General features: G+C 70.3%; 19 protein-coding genes and 1 tRNA gene. 15 read left to right on the top strand and 5 right to left on the bottom strand.

Translation table 11 applies throughout. From position 1 onward, the window contains the following. Nucleotides 1-4: 4 nt before the first annotated feature. Nucleotides 5-496, bottom strand: a complete 492-nt coding sequence (locus tag ABD327_RS09920; protein WP_344449963.1) for a MarR family winged helix-turn-helix transcriptional regulator — start codon at nucleotides 494-496, stop codon at nucleotides 5-7. A gap of 439 nt (nucleotides 497-935) precedes the next feature. Between ABD327_RS09920 and ABD327_RS09915 the strand changes: the two genes are divergently transcribed. The 11 genes from ABD327_RS09915 (at nucleotide 936) to ABD327_RS09865 (ending at nucleotide 10,456) form a co-directional block, all read left to right on the top strand. Beyond that, complete coding sequence (locus tag ABD327_RS09915) at nucleotides 936-1,835, top strand: acyl-CoA desaturase (RefSeq protein WP_344450117.1); 900 nt, start codon at nucleotides 936-938, stop codon at nucleotides 1,833-1,835. A gap of 10 nt (nucleotides 1,836-1,845) precedes the next feature. Then, nucleotides 1,846-2,598: a TetR/AcrR family transcriptional regulator gene (locus tag ABD327_RS09910; protein ID WP_344449962.1), complete on the top strand. Its 753-nt coding sequence runs from the start codon at nucleotides 1,846-1,848 to the stop codon at nucleotides 2,596-2,598. A 23-nt stretch (nucleotides 2,599-2,621) separates the two neighbouring features. After that, nucleotides 2,622-3,254 carry a TetR family transcriptional regulator gene (locus tag ABD327_RS09905; RefSeq protein WP_344449961.1) on the top strand — a complete coding sequence of 211 codons (633 nt, stop codon included), beginning with the start codon at nucleotides 2,622-2,624 and terminating at the stop codon, nucleotides 3,252-3,254. Between the two features lie 105 nt (nucleotides 3,255-3,359). Next, nucleotides 3,360-3,431 (top strand) — tRNA-Gln (locus tag ABD327_RS09900). Between the two features lie 57 nt (nucleotides 3,432-3,488). Further along, nucleotides 3,489-4,988: a bifunctional UDP-N-acetylglucosamine diphosphorylase/glucosamine-1-phosphate N-acetyltransferase GlmU gene (glmU, locus tag ABD327_RS09895; RefSeq protein ID WP_344449960.1), complete on the top strand. Its 1,500-nt coding sequence runs from the start codon at nucleotides 3,489-3,491 to the stop codon at nucleotides 4,986-4,988. Further along, the gene (locus ABD327_RS09890) at nucleotides 4,985-5,962 is read left to right on the top strand and encodes a ribose-phosphate diphosphokinase (RefSeq protein WP_344449959.1); all 978 of its coding nucleotides are present in this window, start codon (nucleotides 4,985-4,987) and stop codon (nucleotides 5,960-5,962) included. Before glmU ends, ABD327_RS09890 begins: the two co-directional genes overlap by 4 nt. Nucleotides 5,963-6,186: 224 nt before the next feature. Then, the gene (locus tag ABD327_RS09885) at nucleotides 6,187-6,780 is read left to right on the top strand and encodes a 50S ribosomal protein L25/general stress protein Ctc (RefSeq protein ID WP_344449958.1); all 594 of its coding nucleotides are present in this window, start codon (nucleotides 6,187-6,189) and stop codon (nucleotides 6,778-6,780) included. A 98-nt stretch (nucleotides 6,781-6,878) separates the two neighbouring features. Continuing rightward, nucleotides 6,879-7,454: an aminoacyl-tRNA hydrolase gene (gene pth, locus ABD327_RS09880; RefSeq protein WP_344449957.1), complete on the top strand. Its 576-nt coding sequence runs from the start codon at nucleotides 6,879-6,881 to the stop codon at nucleotides 7,452-7,454. Between the two features lie 43 nt (nucleotides 7,455-7,497). Then, the gene (locus tag ABD327_RS09875) at nucleotides 7,498-8,253 is read left to right on the top strand and encodes a 3'(2'),5'-bisphosphate nucleotidase CysQ (RefSeq protein ID WP_344449956.1); all 756 of its coding nucleotides are present in this window, start codon (nucleotides 7,498-7,500) and stop codon (nucleotides 8,251-8,253) included. Between the two features lie 8 nt (nucleotides 8,254-8,261). Next, nucleotides 8,262-9,176, top strand: a complete 915-nt coding sequence (gene cysD, locus ABD327_RS09870) for a sulfate adenylyltransferase subunit CysD (protein WP_344449955.1) — start codon at nucleotides 8,262-8,264, stop codon at nucleotides 9,174-9,176. A 14-nt stretch (nucleotides 9,177-9,190) separates the two neighbouring features. Beyond that, entirely contained in the window at nucleotides 9,191-10,456 is a 1,266-nt protein-coding gene (locus tag ABD327_RS09865) for a sulfate adenylyltransferase subunit 1 (RefSeq protein WP_344450116.1), read from the top strand. A 164-nt stretch (nucleotides 10,457-10,620) separates the two neighbouring features. On the opposite strand, the gene ABD327_RS09860 is transcribed toward ABD327_RS09865, so the two are convergent. The 3 genes from ABD327_RS09860 to ABD327_RS09850 all read right to left on the bottom strand — a co-directional run bounded on the left by ABD327_RS09860 (nucleotide 10,621) and on the right by ABD327_RS09850 (nucleotide 13,990). Continuing rightward, nucleotides 10,621-11,607 (bottom strand): sulfite exporter TauE/SafE family protein, encoded by a 987-nt coding sequence (locus ABD327_RS09860; protein WP_344449954.1) that lies wholly within the window; start codon nucleotides 11,605-11,607, stop codon nucleotides 10,621-10,623. Nucleotides 11,608-11,673: 66 nt separating this feature from the next. Then, nucleotides 11,674-13,221 carry an adenylyl-sulfate kinase gene (cysC, locus tag ABD327_RS09855; RefSeq protein ID WP_344449953.1) on the bottom strand — a complete coding sequence of 516 codons (1,548 nt, stop codon included), beginning with the start codon at nucleotides 13,219-13,221 and terminating at the stop codon, nucleotides 11,674-11,676. A 64-nt stretch (nucleotides 13,222-13,285) separates the two neighbouring features. Next, entirely contained in the window at nucleotides 13,286-13,990 is a 705-nt protein-coding gene (locus tag ABD327_RS09850) for a class I SAM-dependent methyltransferase (RefSeq protein WP_344449952.1), read from the bottom strand. A gap of 181 nt (nucleotides 13,991-14,171) precedes the next feature. Between ABD327_RS09850 and mfd the strand changes: the two genes are divergently transcribed. The 4 genes from mfd to ABD327_RS09830 all read left to right on the top strand — a co-directional run bounded on the left by mfd (nucleotide 14,172) and on the right by ABD327_RS09830 (nucleotide 21,675). After that, nucleotides 14,172-17,660, top strand: coding sequence for a transcription-repair coupling factor (gene mfd, locus ABD327_RS09845; protein ID WP_344449951.1), 3,489 nt, complete (start codon nucleotides 14,172-14,174; stop codon nucleotides 17,658-17,660). A 52-nt stretch (nucleotides 17,661-17,712) separates the two neighbouring features. Next, entirely contained in the window at nucleotides 17,713-18,315 is a 603-nt protein-coding gene (locus ABD327_RS09840) for a SurA N-terminal domain-containing protein (protein ID WP_344449950.1), read from the top strand. After that, nucleotides 18,312-19,217: a MazG family protein gene (locus ABD327_RS09835; RefSeq protein WP_344449949.1), complete on the top strand. Its 906-nt coding sequence runs from the start codon at nucleotides 18,312-18,314 to the stop codon at nucleotides 19,215-19,217. Before ABD327_RS09840 ends, ABD327_RS09835 begins: the two co-directional genes overlap by 4 nt. 73 nt (nucleotides 19,218-19,290) lie before the next feature. After that, nucleotides 19,291-21,675 (top strand): penicillin-binding protein, encoded by a 2,385-nt coding sequence (locus tag ABD327_RS09830; protein WP_344449948.1) that lies wholly within the window; start codon nucleotides 19,291-19,293, stop codon nucleotides 21,673-21,675. Between the two features lie 24 nt (nucleotides 21,676-21,699). Here the strand turns inward: ABD327_RS09830 and ABD327_RS09825 are convergent, their stop codons facing one another. Continuing rightward, entirely contained in the window at nucleotides 21,700-22,131 is a 432-nt protein-coding gene (locus ABD327_RS09825) for an RrF2 family transcriptional regulator (RefSeq protein WP_344449947.1), read from the bottom strand. Nucleotides 22,132-22,185 lie beyond the last annotated feature (54 nt).

Here is a 22,185-nt window from a genome sequence, read left to right as displayed (position 1 = left end):
ATGCTCATTCCCGGTCGAAGGGGATGAGCAGGGTGCGCAGGAGGTCGGTCAGATGCCTGCGGTCGACCTCGCTGAGGGCGGCCAGCAGGTCGCGCTCCCGTTCGATCAGGTCGGCGAACGCGGCGTCGACGCGCTGCTTCCCGGTCTCGGTGAGCCTGACCTGCACGCCGCGCTTGTCCTGCGGGTCGGGGTGGCGTTCGACCAGTCCGGCCGCGGTGAGGCGGTCGATGCGGTTGGTCATGGTGCCGGAGGTCACCAGGGTGGCCTTCAGCAGCTGCCCGGGGTTGAGCTGGTAGGGGGATCCCGCGCGGCGCAGCGCGGTGAGGACGTCGAACTCCCAGGACTCGAGGTCGTGGGCCAGGAAGACCGCGCGTCTGGCGCGGTCCAGGTGGCGCGCGAGCCGGGAGACCCTGCTCAGCACCTCCAGCGGCGCGACGTCGAGGTCCGGGCGCTCCACGCGCCAGGCCGCGACGAGCCGGTCGACCTCGTCCTTCATATGCGCACCCTACCTGTCTCGACATCAAGACACATGCATCCCGGAGAGATGGCGCATTCCATCTTGACGTCGAGACATTTGTGTTGCCATCATGTATCTCGATGTCAAGAGACAGCTGAACGAGGTGCCGCCCGCAGTGGGAGGAAAGCGGCTATACGTTCCCCTGCGGTGCTGCCGACTCCCGTAGCGGGCGGCACCTACCCTCGGCGGCTCACCCGTCGCCACCCGGGCTCCCCATCTCGGAGCCGTTTCGGACCGGCGATCGTGTGGAAAACCTCCCACGATCGTCCGGTCTTCATTTATTTGGGGCGATAGCAGGAATTTGCCAAGCGGGTCTTTCAAGGTTACGAATCCGTAGGTTACGGTAGCGTAAGTACGTGACTTCGATCGAGAGACGATGCTTGTGACCGCTTCCTCCATCGCCACGCCGCAGCAGCCGATGAGCGATTTGTCCGACAGCCGCAACGGCGTCAAGCACAAGATCCTGGTGGCGATCTTCACCGGGATCCCCTTCCTCGCCCTGGCCGCCGTGGTGCCGATGGCCTGGGGGCGGATGCTGGGCTGGACGGACGTCGCCATCTTCGCCGTGTTCTACCTGCTCTCGGTCGTCGGCATCACCGTCGGCTACCACCGGTACTTCACGCACGGCTCCTTCAAGGCCAAGCGCCCGCTGCGGGTCTTCCTGGCGATCGCCGGCAGCCTCGCCCTGGAAGGGCCGGTCATGAACTGGGTCGCCGACCACCGGCGCCATCACAAGTTCTCCGACAAGGAGGGCGACCCGCACTCGCCGTGGAAGTACGGCGAGGACGCCAAGGGACTGTTCAAGGGCCTGGTCTGGGCGCACTACGGCTGGCTGTACGCCGACAAGGCGACGAACGTCGACAAGTACGCCAAGGACCTGAAGGCGGACAAGGACATCAACCGCATCCACCGGTACTTCGGGGTGTGGGTCGCGGCCACCTTCCTGCTTCCCGCGATCATCGGCGGCCTGGTCACCTGGTCCTGGGCGGGCTTCTTCACCGCGCTGTTCTGGGCCGGCCTCGTCCGCGTCACCATGGTCCAGCACGTCACCTGGTCGATCAACTCGATCTGCCACACCTTCGGCGACACCCCGTTCGCCTCGCGCGACAAGTCCCGCAACGTCTGGTGGCTGGCCATCCCGTCGATGGGAGAGTCCTGGCACAACCTGCACCACGCCGACCCGACCTCGGCCCGTCACGGCGTCCTCAAGGGGCAGATCGACATCAGCGCGCGGATCATCTGGATCTTCGAGAAGCTGGGCTGGGCTTCGGACGTGCGCTGGCCCTCCGCGGAGCGCCTGGAGGCCAAACGCGCTTAGGGTCTAGACCATGACCGACTCCCGAAGACGGCGGATGTCCGGCGGTGAAAGGCGCGAACAGCTGCTGGGCATCGGCCGCGCCCTCTTCGCCGAGCGAGGGCTCGACGGCACGTCGGTGGAGGAGATCGCGGCGAAGGCCAAGGTCTCCAAACCGGTGGTCTACGAGCACTTCGGCGGCAAGGAAGGGCTGTACGCGGTCGTCGTCGACCGGGAGATGGCCCTGATCCTCGAGGCGGTCACCGCCGCGCTGAGCACCGAGGCCGACTACCGGCGCAAGCTCGAGCTGGGCGCGATGGCGCTGCTGGAGTACATCGAGGAGAGCACGGACGGGTTCCGCATCCTGGTCCGCGACTCCCACTCGGGGCCGGGCCAGGGGAGCTTCGCCAGCCTCCTGTCGGAGATCGCCGCCCGGGTCGAGCACCTGCTCGGCAAGGAGCTCGACCACCAGGGCTACGACGAGGACTTCGCGGCGATGTACGCCCAGATGCTGGTCGGCATGATCGCGCTGACCGGCCAGTGGTGGCTGGGCACCCGCAGGCCCAGGCGCGAGGACGTCGCCGCCCACGTGGTCAACCTCGCCTGGAACGGGCTGGCCCGGCTGGAGGAGAGGCCCACGCTCGACCCGCGCCGCAGGGCCAAGGAGCGCGAGCGCCGGGAGCGCCGCCAGGAGAAGGCCCAGGCGAAGGCCGAGAAGGCCAGGGAGCGCGCCCTCCGCAGGCAGCCCCTCCAGCCGCTGGAGGAGGTCGCCCCACTGGAGGCCTGACGCCTCTGGGGCATCATGGTCCGATGGCAGAGCGTCGCAGGCGGATGACCGGCAAGGAGCGGCGGGAGCAGCTCATCGAGATCGGCCGCGCCCTTTTCGCGGAGCGGGGGTTCGACGGCACCGCCGTCGAGGAGATCGCGGCGAAGGCCGGGGTGTCCAAGCCGGTGGTCTACGAGCACTTCGGCGGCAAGGAGGGCCTGTACGCCGTCGTGGTCGACCGGGAGATGACCCGGCTGGTGGACATGGTCACCCGGGGCATGGCCGAGGGCCGGCACTACCGGGGCAAGCTGGAGGGCGCGGCCCTGGCGCTGCTGGAGTACATCGAGGAGAGCACGGACGGGTTCCGCATCCTGGTCCGCGACTCCCACGCCGCCTCCGGGACGGGCACGTTCGCCAGCCTGATCAGCGACATCGCCACCCACGTCGAGTACATCCTGGTCGAGGAGTTCGACCGGTACGGCTATGACGGAAAACTCGCCCCCATGTACGCCCAGATGCTGGTCGGCATGGTCGCGATGACCGGCCAGTGGTGGCTGGAGGTGCGCAAGCCCCGCCGGGAGGAGGTGGCCGCCCACCTGGTCAACCTGGCGTGGAACGGGCTGGCCCACCTGGAGCCGAACCCCAGGCTGCGCCCCTCCTCGCGGCGGAGGCGCTGACCTGCGGGGCGGAACGCCCGCGGGGGCGGCGGGATGGACGGAGATCACGGGGATAACGGCGCGCCGCCCGGTGCTCCGCGCGGTATCGTGGCCCCGGTGAAACGATCCGGCGTGGTGTAATCGGCAGCACAAGGGTTTTTGGTGCCCTTTGTTCAGGTTCGAGTCCTGGCGCCGGAGCTCAGTCTGTGCAGGTCCGGTGCGGGCGCCCATCGGCCCGGGCGGTATTCTCTCTACATGTCGGGTGAGTTACGCCCTGACGAAAATTTCCCGTCCTTGACGCCCAGGAGCCACTCTGTGAGCCCGGCCGCAGTCATCGTCCTCGCCGCCGGCGAGGGCACCCGGATGAAGTCCCGTACCTCCAAAGTCCTCCACCCGCTGGCAGGACGCTCGATGCTCGGCCATGTGCTGGCCGCGGCCGGAGAGCTCGACCCCGAGCGGGTCCTCGTGGTGGTGGGGCACCGACGTGAACAGGTCATCGACCACCTCCGGCAGGTGGCGCCCGCGGCGGTGCCGGTCGTGCAGGAGCGGCAGGGAGGCACCGGGCACGCCGTCCGGGTGGTCTACGAGCAGGCGGGCGCGCTGGAGGGCACCGTCGTGGTGACCAACGGCGACCACCCCCTGCTGAGGGGCGAGACCCTGCGCTCGCTGGTCGCCACGCACGAGTCCGAGGGCAACGCCGTCACGGTCCTCAGCACCGACGTCCCCGACCCGACGGGCTACGGACGCGTCCTGCGCGACGCCGACGGCTCCGTCGCCGGCATCGTCGAGCACAAGGACGCCACCGAGGAGCAGCGGCGGATCGTCGAGATGAACGTCGGCATGTACGCCTTCGACGGCGCGCTGCTGGGCGAGGCCCTCAAGCGGCTGACCACCGACAACGCCGGGGGTGAGGAATATCTCACCGACGTCCTGGGCATCGCCCGCGCCGACGGGCACCGTGTCGGAGCGCACAAGGTCGCCGACTGGGTGGAGACCCAGGGGGTGAACGACCGCGTGCAGCTGGCCGCGGCCCGCCGCCAGCTCAACGACCGGATCCTGGAGCGCCTCATGCGCGAGGGCGTCACGGTCGTCGACCCGCGGACCACCTGGGTGGACGTCCAGGTGAGCGTGGAGCAGGACGTCACGCTCCACCCCAACGTCCAGCTGCACGGCGACACCGTCGTCGGAGCGGGGGCCGAGGTCGGCCCCAACGTGACGCTGAGGAACTCCTCGGTGGGCGAGGACGCGGTGATCCGCGACGCCGTGGTCGAGGGGGCCGAGGTCGGTCCCCGGGCGAGCGTCGGCCCGTACGCCTACCTGAGGCCGGGCGCGAAGCTCGGTCCCGGGGCCAAGGCCGGGACGTACGTGGAGATCAAGAATTCCGAGGTGGGCGCGGGAAGCAAGGTCCCGCACCTGACGTATGTCGGGGACGCCACCATCGGCGAGGGATCGAACATCGGCGCGGGCTGCGTGTTCGTGAACTACGACGGGGTCGCCAAGTACCGCACGACGGTGGGCGACCACGCCAGGGTCGGCAGCGACAACATGCTCGTCGCTCCGGTCGACATCGGGGACGGCGCCTACACGGCGGCCGGCTCCGTGATCATCAAGGATGTGCCGCCCGGAGCCATGGCCGTGGCCCGCGGGCAGCAGCGCAACGTTGAGGGCTGGGTCGAGCGCAAGCGCGCCGGTACTGCCGCCGCGGAAGCGGCGAAACGAGCGCGTGAGAACAGCACCCAGGAGGGGGACAAGTGACCGAGATCAAAACCCAGGTGGAGAAGAAATTGATGCTCTTCTCCGGCCGGGCCTATCCGGAACTGGCCAAGGAGGTCGCCGCCAATCTCGACTGCGAGCTGGTGCCGACCGCGGCCTACGACTTCGCCAACGGCGAGACCTTCGTACGGTTCCTGGAGTCGGTCCGGGGCAGCGACGCCTTCGTCATCCAGAGCCACACCGCGCCCATCAACCAGTGGATCATGGAACAGCTGATCATGGTGGACGCGCTCAAGCGCGCCAGCGCCTCGCGCATCACCGTGGTCGCCCCCTTCTTCGGCTACGCCCGCCAGGACAAGAAGCACCGCGGCCGGGAGCCGATCTCCGCCCGGCTGATGGCCGACCTGTTCAAGACCGCGGGCGCCGACCGGATGATCACCGTGGACCTGCACACCGCGCAGATCCAGGGCTTCTTCGACGGCCCGGTCGACCATCTCTTCGCGCTGGAGCTGCTGGCCGACCACGTCGCCGCCACCCTGGACACCTCCCAGGTGACCGTCGTGGCCCCCGACGCCGGCCGCGTGCGCGTCGCCGAGCGCTGGACCGACCGGCTGGGCTGCCCGCTGGCGATCATCCACAAGCGCCGCGACCCGCTGGTCGCCAACGAGGTCAAGGTCTTCGAGGTGGTCGGCCAGGTCGAGGGCCGCACCTGCGTGATCGTCGACGACATGATCGACACCGGCGGCACCATCGTGAAGGCCGCCGAGGCGCTGTTCGAGCAGGGCGCGGCCCGGGTCATCGTCACCGCCACCCACGGCGTGCTGTCGGGTCCGGCCGTGGACCGGCTGAAGAACTCCCGCATCTCCGAGGTCGTGCTGTGCAACACGCTGCCGATCCCGCCGGAGAAGCAGTTCGACAAGCTGACCGTCCTGTCGATCGCTCCGCTGCTGGCCAGCGCCATCAACGAGGTCTTCCACGGAGGCTCGGTCACCTCGCTGTTCGACGGCGAGGGCTGATCCTCCGCTCGACCGGGCCCGGGGATTCCGTCCCCGGGTCCGGGAGAGCAGCGTTCGGGCGCATTTCAGCTCTGGATATCGGCTAGACTTTATGGACCGTGTGCGCCTCCTGCTGCGCGGCATGCCTGACCGGATCAGGCGGCCTGTGCCGGAGATGCGCCCGAACGACGCCCTAGGAAGGGCCGAGGTCTTTCAGCAGACACCACCAACGAGGAGTTTTCGCCGTGTCCGAGGTACGCATCGCCGCCGAGCCGCGCTCCGAGTTCGGTAAGGGTGCCGCTCGGCGCACCCGCCGGGCCGGGAAAGTGCCGGCCGTCCTCTACGGGCACGGCACCGACCCGCAGCACATCACCCTGCCGGGCCACGAGCTCATGCTCGCCCTGAAGACCCCCAACGTCCTGCTGCGCGTCTCCGGCCTGTCCGGCGCCGACGAGCTGGCCCTGCCCAAGGACGTGCAGCGCGACCCGCTGAAGGGCTTCCTGGAGCACGTCGACCTGCTGCTGGTCAAGAGCGGCGAGAAGGTCGTCGTGGACATCCCGATCACCCTCGCGGGTGAGGTCCCGTCGGGCGGCCAGCTGGCCCAGGAGCTGACCACCGTGTCGCTCGAGGCCGAGGCCACCCACATCCCCACCGAGGTCGTCATCGACCTGAGCAGCCTGTCCGAGGGCTCGACCGTCCTGGTCAAGGACCTCGACCTGCCGCGCGGCTCGATCGTCGCCGGCGACCCCGAGGCCCTGGTGCTGCAGATCACCGGTGTCTCGGTCGTCGCCGAGGAGGCCGAGGGCGGCGAGGCCGAAGAGGCCCCCGCCGCGGAGTGACCGCCACGGAGTGAGAGCACGTCATGCTGGGCCCGGACGCCGTGGAGTGTCCGGGCCTTCGCCATACCCGAAAGGCCTACCGTGAGCGGGAGGGTGCGATGAGCGAGGACCTGTGGCTGGTGGCGGGTCTGGGCAACCCCGGCCCGGCCTACGCCGGGCACCGGCACAACGCCGGCTTCATGGTGCTCGACCTGCTGGCCGAGCGGATGGGCGGCGCGTTCAAGTCCCACCGCAGCCGCAACGACGTGGTGGAGGGCCGGCTGAACGGGCGCAGGGCCGTCCTGGCCAAGCCGCGCTGCTACATGAACGAGTCCGGCGGTCCGGTGAAGGCGCTGCGCGACTTCTACAAGGTGCCCGCCGACCGGATCGTCGTCGTCCACGACGAGCTGGACATCCCCTACGGGGCGATCCGCCTGAAGAAGGGCGGGGGTGACAACGGACACAACGGACTCAGATCCATCACGAAGTCCCTGTCCGACAAGGAGTATCTGAGGTTGCGCTTCGGGGTGGGACGCCCGCCCGGCAGGATGGACGCGGCGGCCTTCGTGCTGAAGGACTTCTCCGCCGCCGAACGCAGGGAACTGCCGCTCTTCGTGGACCGGGCGGCCGACGCCGTCGAGGCGCTCCTTGAAACCGGTCTTTCCGCGACACAGAACACATTCCACGCGTTGTAATACCCCATACTGGCTCAGACACGAACGATAGGGAACCAGGTAGATGCCCTCCGAAGACGATCACTCCCTGGCCGCCAGGCTCGCCGCCGAAGCGGGGGAGGTGCTGCTGAGACTGCGCGCCGAACGCGGGTTCGAGGACGGCCGTGCCCTGAAGGACGCGGGTGACAGCGCCTCGCACGAGTACCTCATGGCCGCCCTCGCCGAGTTCAGGCCCGGCGACGCGGTGCTCAGCGAGGAGGGCAAGGACGACAAGGCCCGGTTGGAGAGCGATCGCGTCTGGATCGTCGACCCCCTCGACGGCACCCGCGAGTTCAGCGAGGAGGGCCGCGACGACTGGGCGGTCCACGTGGCGTTGTGGGAGGGCGACAGGCTGGCCGCCGGCGCGGTGGCGCTGCCGGCCCAGGGCGTCACCCTGTCGACCGGCAACCCGCCGAAGGCCGCGGAGCGTTCCACCGAGGCCATCCGGATCGTGGTGAGCCGCACCAGGCCCCCGCAGATCGTGCACGAGCTGACCGCGAAGCTGGAGGCGGCCGGGCACAGGGTGGAGCTCGTCCCCATGGGATCGGCCGGCGCGAAGATCGCCGCGGTGCTCACCGGGGACGTCGACGTGTACGTCCACGCCGGGGGCCAGTACGAGTGGGACTCCGCCGCGCCGGCCGCGGTGGCGCTGGCGGCGGGGGCGCACGCCTCGCGGATCGACGGCTCGCCGCTGGTCTACAACGAAGAAGACCCCTACCTCCCGGATATCCTGGTCAGCCATCCCTCCCTGGCACAGCTGATCCTTTCCGGGCTGAACTGAGGAACCCCATGCAACGCGCCGACTACTTGATGTCCCAGCTGGACGTGCTCGAAGCAGAGTCGATCCACATCATCCGGGAGGTGGCGGCCGAGTTCGAACGGCCGGTGCTGCTCTTCTCCGGCGGCAAGGACAGCATCGTGATGCTGCGCCTGGCCGAGAAGGCCTTCGCCCCCGCGCCCGTCCCCTTCCCCGTCATGCACGTCGACACCGGCCACAACTTCGACGAGGTCATCGAATACCGGGACCGCAAGGTCGCCGAGCTGGGCCTGCGCCTGGTGGTCGCCTCCGTGCAGGACGCCATCGACAAGGGCCAGGTCGTGGAGCAGAAGGGCCGCCGCGCCTCGCGCAACAAGCTCCAGACCGTCCCGCTGCTGAACGCCATCGAGGAGCACGGCTTCACCGCCGCCTTCGGCGGCGCGCGCCGCGACGAGGAGAAGGCCCGCGCCAAGGAGCGCGTGGTCTCCTTCCGCGACGAGTTCGGCCAGTGGGACCCCAAGAACCAGCGGCCCGAGCTGTGGAACCTCTACAACACCAGGATCCACCCCGGTGAGCACGTCCGGGTGTTCCCGCTCTCCAACTGGACCGAGCTGGACATCTGGGACTACATCCGGCGGGAGGAGATCGAGCTGCCCTCGATCTACTTCGCGCACACCCGGCCGGTGTTCGAGCGGGACGGCATGCTGCTGGCCGACCTGCCCCCGGCCAACCGCGGCGAGGACGAGCCGGTCTTCGAGGCCATGGTCCGCTACCGGACCGTCGGCGACATCTCCTGCACCGGCGCGGTGAAGTCCACCGCGGTGGGCCTGGACGAGGTGATCGAGGAGATCGCCGCCACCCGGGTCACCGAGCGGGGCCAGACCCGCGCCGACGACCGCGCCTCCGAGGCCGCCATGGAAGACCGCAAGAAGGAGGGCTACTTCTGATGGCCGCCCCGCGTATGGACATCCTGCGTTTCGCCACCGCCGGCTCCGTCGACGACGGCAAGTCGACCCTCATCGGGCGGCTGCTGTACGACTCGAAGTCCATCTTCGAGGACCAGCTGGAGTCGGTGGAGCGCACCTCCGCCGACCGCGGCGAGGAGTACACCAACCTCGCGCTGCTGACCGACGGTCTGCGCGCCGAGCGCGAGCAGGGCATCACGATCGACGTGGCGTACCGCTACTTCGCGACGCCGAAGCGCAAGTTCATCATCGCCGACACCCCCGGGCACATCCAGTACACCCGGAACATGGTGACCGGCGCCTCCACCGCCGACCTGGCGATCATCCTGGTGGACGCCCGCAAGGGCATCCAGGAGCAGTCGCGCCGGCACGCGTTCCTCACCACGCTGCTGCGGGTGCCGCACCTGGTCGTCGCGGTGAACAAGATGGACCTGGTGGACTACTCCGAGGACGTCTTCAACGGCATCGTCGACGAGTTCACCGCGTTCGCCTCCAAGCTGTCGATCGGCGACCTGTCCTTCATCCCGCTGTCGGCGCTGCACGGCGACAACGTGGTGGAGCGCTCGATGAACATGCCGTGGTACGACGGCAGCAGCCTGCTGCACCACCTGGAGAGCGTGCACATCGCCTCCGACCGCAACCTCATCGACGTGCGGTTCCCGGTGCAGTGCGTGATCCGCCCGCACAAGTCGACCGACCCGGCCCTGCACGACTACCGCGGGTACGCCGGCCAGGTCGCGGGCGGCGTGCTCAAGCCCGGCGACGAGGTCATGCACCTGCCGTCCGGCCTGACCAGCACCATCACCCGGATCGACAGCCCGAACGGGCCGGTCGAGGAGGCCTACGCCCCGATGTCGGTCACGATCCGCCTGGCGGACGAGATCGACATCTCCCGGGGGGACATGCTCTGCCGGCCGAACAACCAGCCGCAGACCGCCCAGGACCTCGACGCGATGATCTGCTGGATGGACGACGCCAAGGCGCTGGCCCCGCGCGCGAAGCTGACGCTCAAGCACACCACGCGCACCGTCAGGGCGCTGGTGAAGGACCTCCAGTACCGTCTGGACGTCAACACCCTGCACCGCGACGACACGGCCGAGAGCCTCACGCTCAACGAGATCGGCCGGGTGACCCTGCGGGTGACCCAGCCGCTGTTCGTCGACGACTACGGCCGCAACCGGCTCACCGGCGGCTTCATCCTCATCGACGAGGCCACCAACGCCACGGTCGCGGCGGGCATGATCTCCAACCCGCTGCGCTGACCCGTGTTGTTCCGGGGGGCGGTCCCCGGGCCCCCCGGGGGCCGGTCGGCCGATCCTCGCTTCGCTGCGGTCGTCCGACCGGTCGGGAACGACGAACGGGCCTCCCTTCGGGGAGGCCCGTTCTGTTGCGTTTTATTACAGGTGCGTTTGTCGCGGGATGTTCGTCAGGCGTTGGTGTCCATGTTCTTGGCGGGCTCGGCGGGCCCGGCGTGCCCGGCGGTCTCGGCGGGTCCGGCGTCCTCGGCGCGGCGGCGCAGCAGCACCCAGCTGAGCGCGGCGACGATGATGAGGGCCAGCAGCGTCCAGGCCAGGATGACGGTCGGGACGCCGAACAGCTTCAGCGCCGAGGCCAGCAGCACCACGGCCAGCGCGCGCCGGATGAGCTGCCCGGGCGCCCTGGAGGAGATGCGGGCGCCGATGTAGACGCCGGGGATGGAGCCGACCAGCAGGGCCGCCGTCACCGACAGCTGGAAGTCGCCGAAGAGGATGTGGCCGATCGCCGCGGCGATGACCAGCGGCACGGCCTGGAACAGGTCGGTGCCCACCAGCTGGTTGGCCTTGAGCATCGGGTAGAGCGCCAGCAGCGCCACGATGATGAGCGAGCCGGAGCCCACCGAGGTGATGCCGACGATCAACCCGCCGATGACCCCGGTGAGGACGGTCAGGACGGGCTTGACCTTCAGCTCGGGCGGCGCCTCGGAGGCGGGGGAGCCGGGCTCGGCGGTGACCCGAGCCTCCTCCGACCGGGCCTGGGCCTTGTCGCGGATGGCCTGGTACATCCGGACGATGAGCCCGGTCGCGGCGATGAGCAGCGCCACGCCCATGGCCTTCTCGAGGAAGTTCTGGGTGGTGTCGCCGTCGGGCAGCAGCCGGGTGACGATCAGTACGCCGCAGAAGGCGGAGGGGATCGAGCCGACGCACAGCCAGCCGACCAGCTTCAGGTTCACCGTCCCGCGCCGCAGGTGCACGAAGCTGCCGATCGGCTTCATCACCGCCGAGGCCACCAGGTCGCTGGAGATCGCGGTGATCGCGGGAACGCCGAAGAAGGTCATGAGCATCGGCGTCATCAGCGCGCCGCCGCCCATACCGGTCAACCCGACGACGATGGCCACCAGAAAGGACCCGATCGCCATCCATACGTCAAAGTGCATCGGTATATCCCACAGAAATACTAGGAAATATTCCGTCACACTTTACAGGCCCGCCGTCGCCTTCGTTTACCTGACCCAACCGCCGGCTGTCAGGAGCTTGAGCACCGAGCCCACGGCCTCCTCGGTGGACAGGCCGGTGGTGTCCAGCACGAGATCGGCGTCGGCCGGGGTCTCGTACGGGTCGGAGATGCCGGTGAATTCGGGGATCAGTCCGGCCCTGGCCTTGGCGTACAGGCCCTTGCGGTCGCGGCGCTCGCACTCCTCCAGCGGGGTGGCGACGTGCACCAGGACGAAGTCGCCGACGGTCTCGACCATGCGGCGGACCTCGGCGCGGGTCGCCGCGTAGGGCGCGATAGGGGCGCAGATCGCCAACCCGCCGTGGCGGGTGATCTCGGAGGCCACGAAGCCGATCCGGCGGATGTTGAGGTCCCGGTCGGCCTTGGAGAACGTCAGGCCCGAGGAGAGCATCTGGCGGACCACGTCGCCGTCCAGCAGCGAGACCGTGCGCCCGCCGTTCTCCACCAGGGCGTCGGCCAGGCCGCGCGCCACGGTGGACTTGCCGGAGCCCGACAGGCCGGTGAAGAAGACCGTGACCCCCCGCTCGTGCCGCGGCGGGCGCGCCCGGCGCAGCTCGACGGCGACCGCGGGCGGGGTGAACCACTCGGGGATCGGCGCGCCCTGGTCGAGCAGCTCGCCGAGCTCCTCGGGGGACAGCTCGGCCCGCGCGTGGCCGGCCTCGATCCGGGCGACCGGCCGCCAGACCTCCACGTCCGCGTCGTAGGCCCACGGCTCGGGGACGACGACCGACAGCGGCACGTCACCGTCCAGCGGAACCGGTGTGAATCCGGAGGACGACCCCCGGGCCCCCGAGGCGGCCCGGAGGATCCCCGCTTCGCTGCGGTCCTCCTGGACCGCGAGAAGGTGCGTGGCCCCGTAGGCGGCGGCCACGTGGGCCCGCAGCTCGGACTCGCGGCCGCCCGTCCTGGTCGCGAGGTTCACCGGGACGATCTGGGAGCCGTCGGGCAGGTCCTTGCGCACCGCCAGCAGGGCCCGGACGAGCTCCTGCTCGTGTGAGCCCGACAGCAGGGCCAGCACCAGCACCGGGGCGCCGAGCTTCTCCGCGGCCTGCCGCACCTGGCCGAGCTGCTTGCGGTGCAGCGGCTCGCGGGTGGCCACGGCCAGCAGCCGCCCCTCCCTGCCGGGGGCGATCTCCAGCTCGGCGGGGGTGCGCCTCAGCCCGTGGAAGGCGCCGTAGGCGGGCCGGCGCAGCTGGGTCAGCGGGCCGGCGAGCCGCACCCGGCCCTCGGGCAGGCTCGGGTCCCGCCAGGCCTCGTCGACCTCCAGGACCGCCAGCGGCACCCCCTCGGGGTCGGAGAGGATCAGCCGCCGCTCACCGGCCAGCCCTTCGGGCGCGGCCAGCAGGACCGGCGACGGCCACGGCGTGCCGTCGGCGAGCCTGCCGCCGGCCACCACGGCGGCGGTGTCCAGCGAGCCGAGGAACCCGGCCAGCGGGCGGAAGGCGCCCGCCAGCAGCAGTTCCAGATCGGCGAGTTCCGTCGGGTCGGGGGTCCAGGACTTCAGGTCGTGGAGTTCTTCGGGCAGTCCAGCGCTCACCGGGCCACGGTACCGCCCGCCGCGACGCCACGGGGTGTCCCGGTGGTCACATCAGGCTCCGGGGTCAGATGATGCGGGCGAAACGGCTCTCGGGCTTGCGGATGACGAGGACGAGTTCGCTGTGGTCGGCGGTGAGGCGGCCGCCGGTCAGCGTGGCCAGCGCGCGGGCGAGGGCGACGACGCTGCCGCCGCCCCGGGTCTCGGTGTGCGCCTCGGCGATGACCAGGCCGCGCTGCAGGCACCAGTTGCGCATGCCCTCCAGAGAGGTGATCGGCTCGTAGACGCTCGGATGGGTGTCGCCGACGTCGTCGCCGAGCAGGCGGCGCAGGCGCCGCGGAAGCGCGCGGCGGATCAGCCCGTAGGCGCTGTCGCGGTCGGTGAAGCGCACCAGCAGCAGCCCGCCGGGCTTGAGGGCGGCGATCATCCGGTCCAGCACCAGTTCGGCGTGGGTGATGCGCTCGATCAGCGAGTCGGCGTGCACCACGTCGTAGGCGCGCGGGGGCAGCGGGGCGTTGCGCAGGTCGCCCAGATGGAAGGTGTCCAGATCCTCCCGGGCCGAGGTGCGCGCCCGCAGCGCCGGGGTGTCGAGGTCGATCCCCGTCACGTGCCGGTCGAGGTCGGAGGGGAGCGCCAGGCCGGACCCCCGGCCGCACCCGGCCTCGAGGATGTGGACCTTGCGCAGCCCCTTGTCGTGGGTGTGCAGTCTGACCCGCTCGGCGAAGAGGTCGTCCTCCGCGACCGCGCGGTCCCTTACAGAAAGCTCGGTCATGATTCCGCAGCGTAGTAAAAGAAGGCGCGTGCGTCCCGTATTTGCTCTTTCTTGGAGGAATTCTTGATCCGGCAGCAGGTAGGCCGGAACGCGTAGGCTGGAGGCCGATCCCGGAAGCCTTCGCTCCGGGTGCTTCGGGCTGCGCGGACGCGCGCGGCCTCCGCCTGCCACAAGGTCGATGATGTCTCTCTCGCCACTGCTCGATGTCGTGCTCACCGATCCGGCGCTGCGCCGCTCCCTGGACGGCGGCGAGCACACGCTCGTCGGCCCTCCATCGCTGCGGCCGGTGCTGGCCGCGGTGCTGGCGCGCACCGCGATCGACGGCGCCGCCGTCCTGGCCGTCACCGCCACCGGCCGCGAGGCCGAGGACCTGGCGTCGGCGCTGACCAGCCTGCTGGACCCGAACTCGGTGGCGCACTTCCCGGCCTGGGAGACCCTGCCGCACGAGCGGCTCTCCCCGCGCAGCGACACGGTGGGGCAGCGGCTGGCGGTGCTGCGCAGGCTCAAGCACCCCGAGCCCGGCGACCCGGCCGGCGGGCAGCTCAGGGTGATCGTCACCCCGGTGCGCGCGGTGCTCCAGCCGATCGTCGCGGGCCTGGGCGACCTGGAGCCGGTCCGGCTGCGCCAGGGCGACGAGGCCGAACTCGACGACGTGGTGCTGCGCCTGGTGGAGACCGGCTACGACCGGGTCGACCTGGTGGAGAAGCGCGGCGAGATCGCGGTGCGCGGCGGCATCCTGGACGTGTTCCCGGCCGGCGAGCAGCACCCGTTGCGGGTGGAGTTCTGGGGCGACCAGGTCGAGGAGATCCGCTACTTCAAGGCCGCAGACCAGCGCTCCCTGGAGATCGCACAGGACGGGCTGTGGGCGCCGCCCTGCCGGGAGCTGCTGCTGACACCGCCGGTGCGGGAGAAGGCGCGGCTGCTGGCCGCCGACCACCCCGCGCTGGCCGACGTGCTGGACAGGCTGGCCGAGGGCGAGGCCGTGGAGGGCATGGAGACGTTCTCCCCGGTCCTGGCCGAGCGCATGGAACTCCTCGTCGACCTGCTGCCCAAGGGCAGCCGGATGCTGATCTGCGACCCCGAGCGCATCCGCAGCCGGGCCGTGGACCTGGTCAGCACCAGCCAGGAGTTCCTGGAGGCGTCCTGGGTGAACGCGGCCGCGGGCGGCGTCGCGCCGATCGACCTCGGCGAGGCCGCGTACCGGAGCCTGGAGGAGATCCGGGACAGGGCGCGCGAGCTGGAACTGCCCTGGTGGTCGACCAGCCCCCTGATGACCGGCGACGACGAGGACGAGAACGTCCTTCTGGACGTCCAGCCCGCCGACGCCTACCGGGGCGACCGGGAGAAGGTCGTCGCGGACGTGCGCCACTGGCACGACGAGGGCTGGAAGGTGGTGTTCACCAGCGAGGGGCAGGGCCCGGCCGAAAGGTTCGTGGAGGTGCTGCGCGACGCCGGGGTCCCGGCCTCGCGCCAGGAGGCCGAGGGTTCGGTCCTGGTCACCACCGGCCGCCTGGAGCACGGCTTCCTGTGGTCGGGCCACGGCGAGGTGAAGCTGGCCGTCCTCACCGAGACCGACCTGTCGGGGCAGAAGTCCTCCACCAAGGACATGCGGCGGATGCCGTCCCGGCGGCGCGGCGGCATCGACCCGCTGCAGCTGTCGGCGGGCGACTACGTGGTGCACGAGCAGCACGGCGTCGGCCGGTACGTGGAGATGGTCTCCCGGACGATCCAGGGCGCGACCCGCGAGTACCTCATCCTCGAGTACTCCAAGGGCGACCGGTTGTTCGTCCCCACCGACCAGCTGGAGGAGCTCACCCGGTACGTCGGCGGCGAGGCGCCGTCGCTGCACCGGCTGGGCGGCGCGGACTGGCAGAAGGCCAAGTCCCGGGCCCGCAAGGCGGTCAAGCAGATCGCCGGGGAGCTGATCCGGCTGTACTCGGCGCGGATGGCCAGTCCCGGCCACCCGTTCGGCCCGGACACCGTCTGGCAGCGGGAGCTGGAGGACGCGTTCCCCTACACCGAGACGCCCGACCAGCTCGCCGCGATCGAGGAGGTCAAGCAGGACATGGAGAAGCCGGTCCCGATGGACCGGCTGATCTGCGGCGACGTCGGCTACGGCAAGACCGAGATCGCGGTGCGCGCGGCGTTCAAGGCGATCCAGGACGGCAAGCAGGTCGCGGTGCTGGTGCCGACCACGCTGCTGGTGCAGCAGCACCTGTCGACGTTCTCCGAGCGGTTCGCGGCGTTCCCCGTCGTGGTCAGGCCGATCTCCCGGTTCCAGACCGACAAGGAGGTCGCCGAGACCCTGGAGGCGCTCGCGGAGGGCAAGGTCGACCTGGTGGTGGGCACGCACCGGCTGCTCAGCCCCTCCACCCGGTTCAAGAACCTGGGCCTGTGCATCATCGACGAGGAGCAGCGCTTCGGCGTCGAGCACAAGGAGGAGCTGAAGCGGCTGCGCACCCAGGTGGACGTGCTGGCGATGTCGGCGACGCCGATTCCGCGCACCCTGGAGATGGGCCTGACGGGCATCCGCGAGATGTCGACGATCCTGACCCCGCCGGAGGAGCGGCACCCCGTCCTGACGTTCGTGGGGCCCTACGACGAGAAGCAGATCGCCGCCGCGGTCCGCCGCGAGCTGCTGCGCGAGGGGCAGGTCTTCTTCGTCCACAACCGGGTGAAGTCCATCAACAAGGTCGCCGCGACGATCAAGGAGCTGGTGCCCGAGGCGCGGGTGGCCACCGCGCACGGCCAGATGAACGAGCAGCAGCTCGAGAAGGTGATGGTCGACTTCTGGGAGAAGAACTACGACGTCCTGGTCGCGACCACGATCGTGGAGTCGGGTCTGGACATCCCGAACGCCAACACCCTCATCGTGGACCGGGCCGACACCTACGGCCTGTCGCAGCTGCACCAGCTGCGGGGCCGGGTCGGCCGCGGCCGCGAGCGCGCGTACGCCTACTTCCTGTACCCGCCGGAGAACCCGCTGTCGGAGACCGCGCACGAACGGCTGGCGACGATCGCCCAGCACACCGAGATCGGCGCGGGCATGTTCGTGGCGATGAAGGACCTGGAGATCCGGGGCGCGGGCAACATCCTGGGCGCGGAGCAGTCGGGCCACGTCGCGGGCGTCGGGTTCGACCTGTACGTCCGGATGGTGGGCGAGGCGGTGCGCGAGCTCAAGTCCGAGCCCGAGCGGACGATGCCCGAGACCAAGGTCGAGCTCCCGGTGGACGCGCACATCCCGCACGAGTACGTGCCGGGGGAGCGGCTGCGCCTGGAGGCCTACCGGCGCATCGCCGGCATCGCCTCCGACGACGAGATCCCCGAGGTCCTCGAGGAGCTCAAGGACAGGTTCGGCGCCCCGCCCGTGCCCGTCCTCAGCCTGCTGGAGGTCGCCCGGTTCCGGTCGCGGGCGCGGCGGGCCGGGCTCACCGAGGTGGTGCTGCAGGGCAACTTCGTCCGCTTCGCCAAGGCGGGCGGCGAGGACCGCATCCTGCCGGAGTCCCGCCAGGTCCGCATGCAGCGCCTCTACCCCAAGAGCCTGATGAAGCCGGGCCAGATCCTGGTGCCCACCCCCAAGACCGCCCCGCTCGGCGGCCGCCCGCTACGCGACGGCGAGATGCTCCGCTGGGCGACGGAACTCGTGGACGCCTTGTTCCTCGAGGGCTAGACCGCTTTTCTCCATGTCGTCTCTCGGGCCGGTCGGTCAGTAAGGTGTGCGGGTGATACGAAAGATCCTCGTCGTCGCGGCGCTCGCTCTCGGCGTGACGGCCTGCGGAGACCAGACGCGCATGGGCGCCGCCGCGACCTTCGGCGACACGCCCCGGATCAGCGAGGCGGAGCTGAGCGGCGCCGTCAACGAGTGGAGGGACTCCTACAAGGAGAACCCGCTCCCGGCGCAGCAGCTGACCCTGGCCGACCCCGAGTCGACGCCGCGCAGCGTGCTCAGCCGGCTGATCTCGATGCGGGTCAGTGAGAAGGCCGCCGACGACCGCGGCATCGTTGTCACCTCCGCGCAGGTGGACGAGCTCATGGGCCAGGTCGCGCGCGAGGGCGGCGCGGAGTTCTTCGACCTCTTCACGATGTCCTACGGCGTCCCGCCGAGCCACCGCCGCGAGTTCGCGCGGATGATCGTCATCAACAACAGGCTCTCGACCGGCGCGGGCTCGGACGCGGCCGCGAACGAGCAGGTGCACCAGGCGCTGCAGCAGACCGCCCGGACCATGCGGATCAAGGTCAACCCGCGGTACGGCTCCGGCTACGACGAGGGCCTGCTGCAGGCTCCGGTGACCACCCTGTCCCGCAGGGAGAGCGGGGCGGCATGAGCCTGATCCTGCTGAGCACCACCCACCGGGTCGCGCCCGGCCTGCTCACCTGGAGGGCGTGGCGCGCGCTCCAGGACTCCAGGGTCCTCACCGCGGCCGCCGACCACCCCCAGCTGCCGTTCCTGCGGGAGGCGGGGGTCGCGGCCGAGGTGGTGGAGCCGGACGCACGCCCGGTGGTGGACGCCGCGCGGCGGGGCGACGTGGTGTGGCTGGCCGCCCCGGACGGCGACGCGGCCTTCGCCGAGCGGGTCGGCGAACTGGTCGTCGGGGACCCGCTGGACGTCGAGATCGTGCACGGCTCCTACGACCTGCCCGGCGCCCGGCTGCTGGACGTGGTCTCGGTGATGGAGCGGCTGCGCCGCGACTGCCCGTGGGACCGCAAGCAGACCCACCAGTCGCTCATCCCGTACCTGGTCGAGGAGACGTACGAGACGGCCGACGCGGTCGCCTCGGGTGACTTCACGTCCCTGCGGGAGGAACTGGGCGACGTGCTCATGCAGATCGCCTTCCACTCCGTGGTCGCCGCCGAGCGCGGCGAGGACGGCTTCACCATCGACGACGTCGCCGAGGGCATCGTCGACAAGCTCGTCCGGCGCCACCCCCACGTGTTCGCCGAGGTGGACGTCTCCGGCGCCGCCGAGGTCGAGGTGAACTGGGATGCCATCAAGAAAGAGGAGAAGGGCGAACGCGGTCTGCTGGAAGGCGTGCCCTTCTCCCAGCCCGCGCTGCTGGAGGCGGCCCAGCTCGTTCGCCGGGCACGCAAGGGCGGGGTGCCCGAGGAGCTGTTCGCCGACTACGCCGACCGGGCCGGTCCCGCCGAGGACGCCGAACGCGAACTGCGCGCGTGGTCCGCTCGCTTCCGGGCGAAGGTAGAGGAATGGGAGCGCGAGAGCCGGGGATGACCCTGGTATGAGCGAAGCCCGCCCCCGGGGCCCTGCTGGTTATCGGACATCTGTCCGGTCTATGGTGTGCCGCATGGAAGCGGACGGGGGTATCGGCAGAGCCGGTGCGGTACGGCGGCTCGCGGGATACAGCATGATGGCCGGGCTCCTGGCCGGGCTGCTGCTGGTGCCGCTCGCCTGGACGGCGGGAGTCGGCGCCCGGGACTCGGCGGACTGGCTGCTCAGCGAGCCGGCGGACCTGGACGAGCTGAAGGCCCCCCAGCGTTCGCAGATCCTCGCCGCGGACGGTTCGCTCATCGCCACGTTCTTCCGGCAGAACCGGGTGGAAGTGCCGCTCGACGAGATCTCGCCGGCCGTGAAGCAGGCGGTGCTCGCCATCGAGGACTCCAGGTTCTACGAGCACGGCGCGCTCGACACCCGGGGCACGGTGCGCGCCCTCATGTCGAACCTGAACAACTCGGGCGAAGGCGCGCAGGGCGGTTCGGGCATCACCCAGCAGTACGTGAAGAACCTGCTGTACATGAACGCCGAGAGCGAGGCGGAGAAGCAGCAGGCGGTGGAGATCACCAAGGGCCGCAAGCTCCGCGAGCTGCGGTACGCCATCGCCGTCGAGCGCAGGTACCCCAAGGACGAGATCCTGGAGAAGTACCTGAACATCGCCTTCTTCGGAGACCACGCGTACGGGGTCGAGGCCGCGGCCCGCAGGTACTTCTCGGTCTCCGCCTCCAAGCTGAACCTCAACCAGGCGGCGACGCTGGCGGGCATCCTCAAGAACGGCAACTTCTACAACGCGCGGCTGAACGGCGAGGGCGCCCGCAACCGGCGGGACGTCGTCCTGGACCGGATGGCGGAGCTCGGCTGGATCAGCCGGGAGGAGGCCGCGAAGGAGAAGGCCAAGCCGCTCGTCCTCAAGCTCACCGAGACCAAGAACGGCTGCACCGAGAGCAAGGCCCCGTTCTTCTGCGACTACGTGCAGCGGGAGATCCTCAACAACCCGATCTTCGGCAAGACGAAGGGGGAGCGGGAGCGGCTGCTGTGGGCGGGCGGTCTGAAGATCCGCACCACGATGGACTGGAAGACGCAGAACGCCGCGCGCAAGGCGCTGCTGCGGCACGTCCCGGCCAGGAACAAGGAGAAGAAGGCCGCGGCCCAGGTCCTCGTCGAACCGGGCACCGGTGAGATCAAGGGCATGGACGTGGGCCGGGAGCTGGGGCCCGACGAGGAGCCCGGCAAGACCTGGATCAACTTCGCGGCGGACGCCTCCCACGGCACCAGCGTCGGCATGGCGGCCGGCTCGACCTTCAAGGCGTTCACGCTGGCCGCCGCGTTCGACGAGGGCATGCCGATCGGCGAGCGCATCACCGCGCCGGTCGCGTACGCGCCCACCGGGTTCCGCGACTGCAAGGGCAAGAACGTCAGCGACACCACCGAGCTGCGCAACTCCTCGGACGGCGAGGGCGGACGCAGCTTCAGCCTGCTGACGGGCACCTGGCACTCGGTCAACACCTTCTTCCTCAAGCTGGAGAAGGAGGTGGGCCTGTGCGACACGGTGAAGATGGCCAAGAAGCTCGGCATCCGCCGGGCCGACGGCAAGCCGCTGCAGGAGTTCGCCTCCTTCACCCTGGGCTTCAACGACGTCTCCCCGCTGCGGGTCGCCGCCGCCTACGCGGCGTTCGGGGCGCGCGGCAAGTACTGCGAGCCGATCGCCATCAAGCGGATCGACCGCAGCGACGGCAAGAAGATCAAGGTCCCGTCGGCGAACTGCGAGCAGGTCATCGACAAGGGCGTCGCCGACGCGGTGAACCACGTGATGAGCGGCGTCCTGACCAAGGGCACGGCGCGGGGGCTGGGTCTGGGCCGTCCCGCGGCGGGCAAGACCGGCACGGTGGACAACTACTCCGCGGCCTGGTTCGCCGGGTACACCCCGGAGCTGGCCTCGGCCGTCTGGGTCGGCGACCCGCGCGGCGGCTACAGCAACCCGATGACGAACGTGTGCCTGCCGACGCACTGCGGCGGCCCGGTCTACGGGGCGAGCATTCCGGGGCCGATCTGGCAGGACACCATGGCCGAGGCGCTGCGGGGCGTGAAGGCCACCGGTTTCCGCAGGCCGCCGTCGGAGTTCTTCCGCAAGGGTTCGGGCGAGGACCGGGTGCGCATGCCCGACCTTCGCGGCCTGAAGCCGGAGGCCGCGGCCGACAAGCTCCGGGCGATGGGCATGGATTACCGGATCGCCTCGTCCGAGAAGCACTCCGAGTACCCCGAGGGCACCGTCGCCTCGACCGACCCGGCGCCCGGCGCGAGCATCGACCCCGGCGACTTTGACACCACCGTCGTCCTCACCGTCTCCAAGGGCCCCGAGCCCCACGAGGAGGAGCCTCCGCCGCACGAGGACGGCCCGTTCCTGCCCGAACTGCCCTTCCAGGCGACGCCCTTCCAGGTGCCCTTCCTGTCGCGCTGACCGGTCCGGACAGGCCCGCGCGCCTCAGGGCGACAGCAGGGCCTGGATCCGGGCCGGCAGGCGGCCGTCGCGCAGGTCGGCCAGGGTGACGGCGTCGATCACCTCGTGCTGGGCGGTGTCGGCGGCCCGCCACACCTGGCGCAGGGCGTCGACGAGGGCGGAGGGCTCGCCCTCGGGCGGCTCGGCGCGCTCCTCCGCGCGGGTTCCGCTGACCAGCCGCAGCACCTCGCCGACGGTGAGGTCCTCGGCGGCCCGCGCCAGACGGTAGCCCGGATGGGGGAGCCGCTGGTTGTAGACGAGGTCGGCGCGGCGCAGGTCGCCGAGGATCGACTGCAGGAAGGTCAGGGGAAGGCCGTGGGAATCGGCGAGCGCGTTGGCGGTGAGGGCGGACGGTTCGACGACGGCGAGGGCCAGCAGCGCGCGGAGCGCGTACTCGACGCGGGCGGTGACGTGCACGTTCTCCCCGATTATTTCGACTCTTTAAATAGGAAAATGCTTCCGGAAGGGCCG

The organism is Actinocorallia aurantiaca, assembly GCF_039533685.1.
Lineage (GTDB): Bacteria > Actinomycetota > Actinomycetes > Streptosporangiales > Streptosporangiaceae > Actinocorallia > Actinocorallia aurantiaca.
The sequence above is the reverse complement of the archived record's forward strand: the minus strand, read 5'-3'. Positions and strand labels throughout refer to the sequence as shown.

Excerpts from the sequence above, each read along its gene's own strand:
- glmU (WP_344449960.1), top strand. The coding sequence starts at position 3,489 with ATGTCGGGTGAGTTACGCCCTGACGAAAATTTCCCGTCCTTGACGCCC.
- ABD327_RS09865 (WP_344450116.1), top strand. The coding sequence starts at position 9,191 with ATGGACATCCTGCGTTTCGCCACCGCCGGCTCCGTCGACGACGGCAAG.
- ABD327_RS09830 (WP_344449948.1), top strand. The coding sequence starts at position 19,291 with ATGGAAGCGGACGGGGGTATCGGCAGAGCCGGTGCGGTACGGCGGCTC.
- cysD (WP_344449955.1), top strand. The coding sequence starts at position 8,262 with ATGCAACGCGCCGACTACTTGATGTCCCAGCTGGACGTGCTCGAAGCA.
- mfd (WP_344449951.1), top strand. The coding sequence starts at position 14,172 with ATGTCTCTCTCGCCACTGCTCGATGTCGTGCTCACCGATCCGGCGCTG.
- ABD327_RS09920 (WP_344449963.1), bottom strand. The coding sequence starts at position 496 with ATGAAGGACGAGGTCGACCGGCTCGTCGCGGCCTGGCGCGTGGAGCGC.
- ABD327_RS09850 (WP_344449952.1), bottom strand. The coding sequence starts at position 13,990 with ATGACCGAGCTTTCTGTAAGGGACCGCGCGGTCGCGGAGGACGACCTC.
- ABD327_RS09905 (WP_344449961.1), top strand. The coding sequence starts at position 2,622 with ATGGCAGAGCGTCGCAGGCGGATGACCGGCAAGGAGCGGCGGGAGCAG.
- ABD327_RS09875 (WP_344449956.1), top strand. The coding sequence starts at position 7,498 with ATGCCCTCCGAAGACGATCACTCCCTGGCCGCCAGGCTCGCCGCCGAA.
- ABD327_RS09835 (WP_344449949.1), top strand. The coding sequence starts at position 18,312 with ATGAGCCTGATCCTGCTGAGCACCACCCACCGGGTCGCGCCCGGCCTG.
- ABD327_RS09910 (WP_344449962.1), top strand. The coding sequence starts at position 1,846 with ATGACCGACTCCCGAAGACGGCGGATGTCCGGCGGTGAAAGGCGCGAA.
- pth (WP_344449957.1), top strand. The coding sequence starts at position 6,879 with ATGAGCGAGGACCTGTGGCTGGTGGCGGGTCTGGGCAACCCCGGCCCG.
- ABD327_RS09860 (WP_344449954.1), bottom strand. The coding sequence starts at position 11,607 with ATGCACTTTGACGTATGGATGGCGATCGGGTCCTTTCTGGTGGCCATC.
- ABD327_RS09915 (WP_344450117.1), top strand. The coding sequence starts at position 936 with ATGAGCGATTTGTCCGACAGCCGCAACGGCGTCAAGCACAAGATCCTG.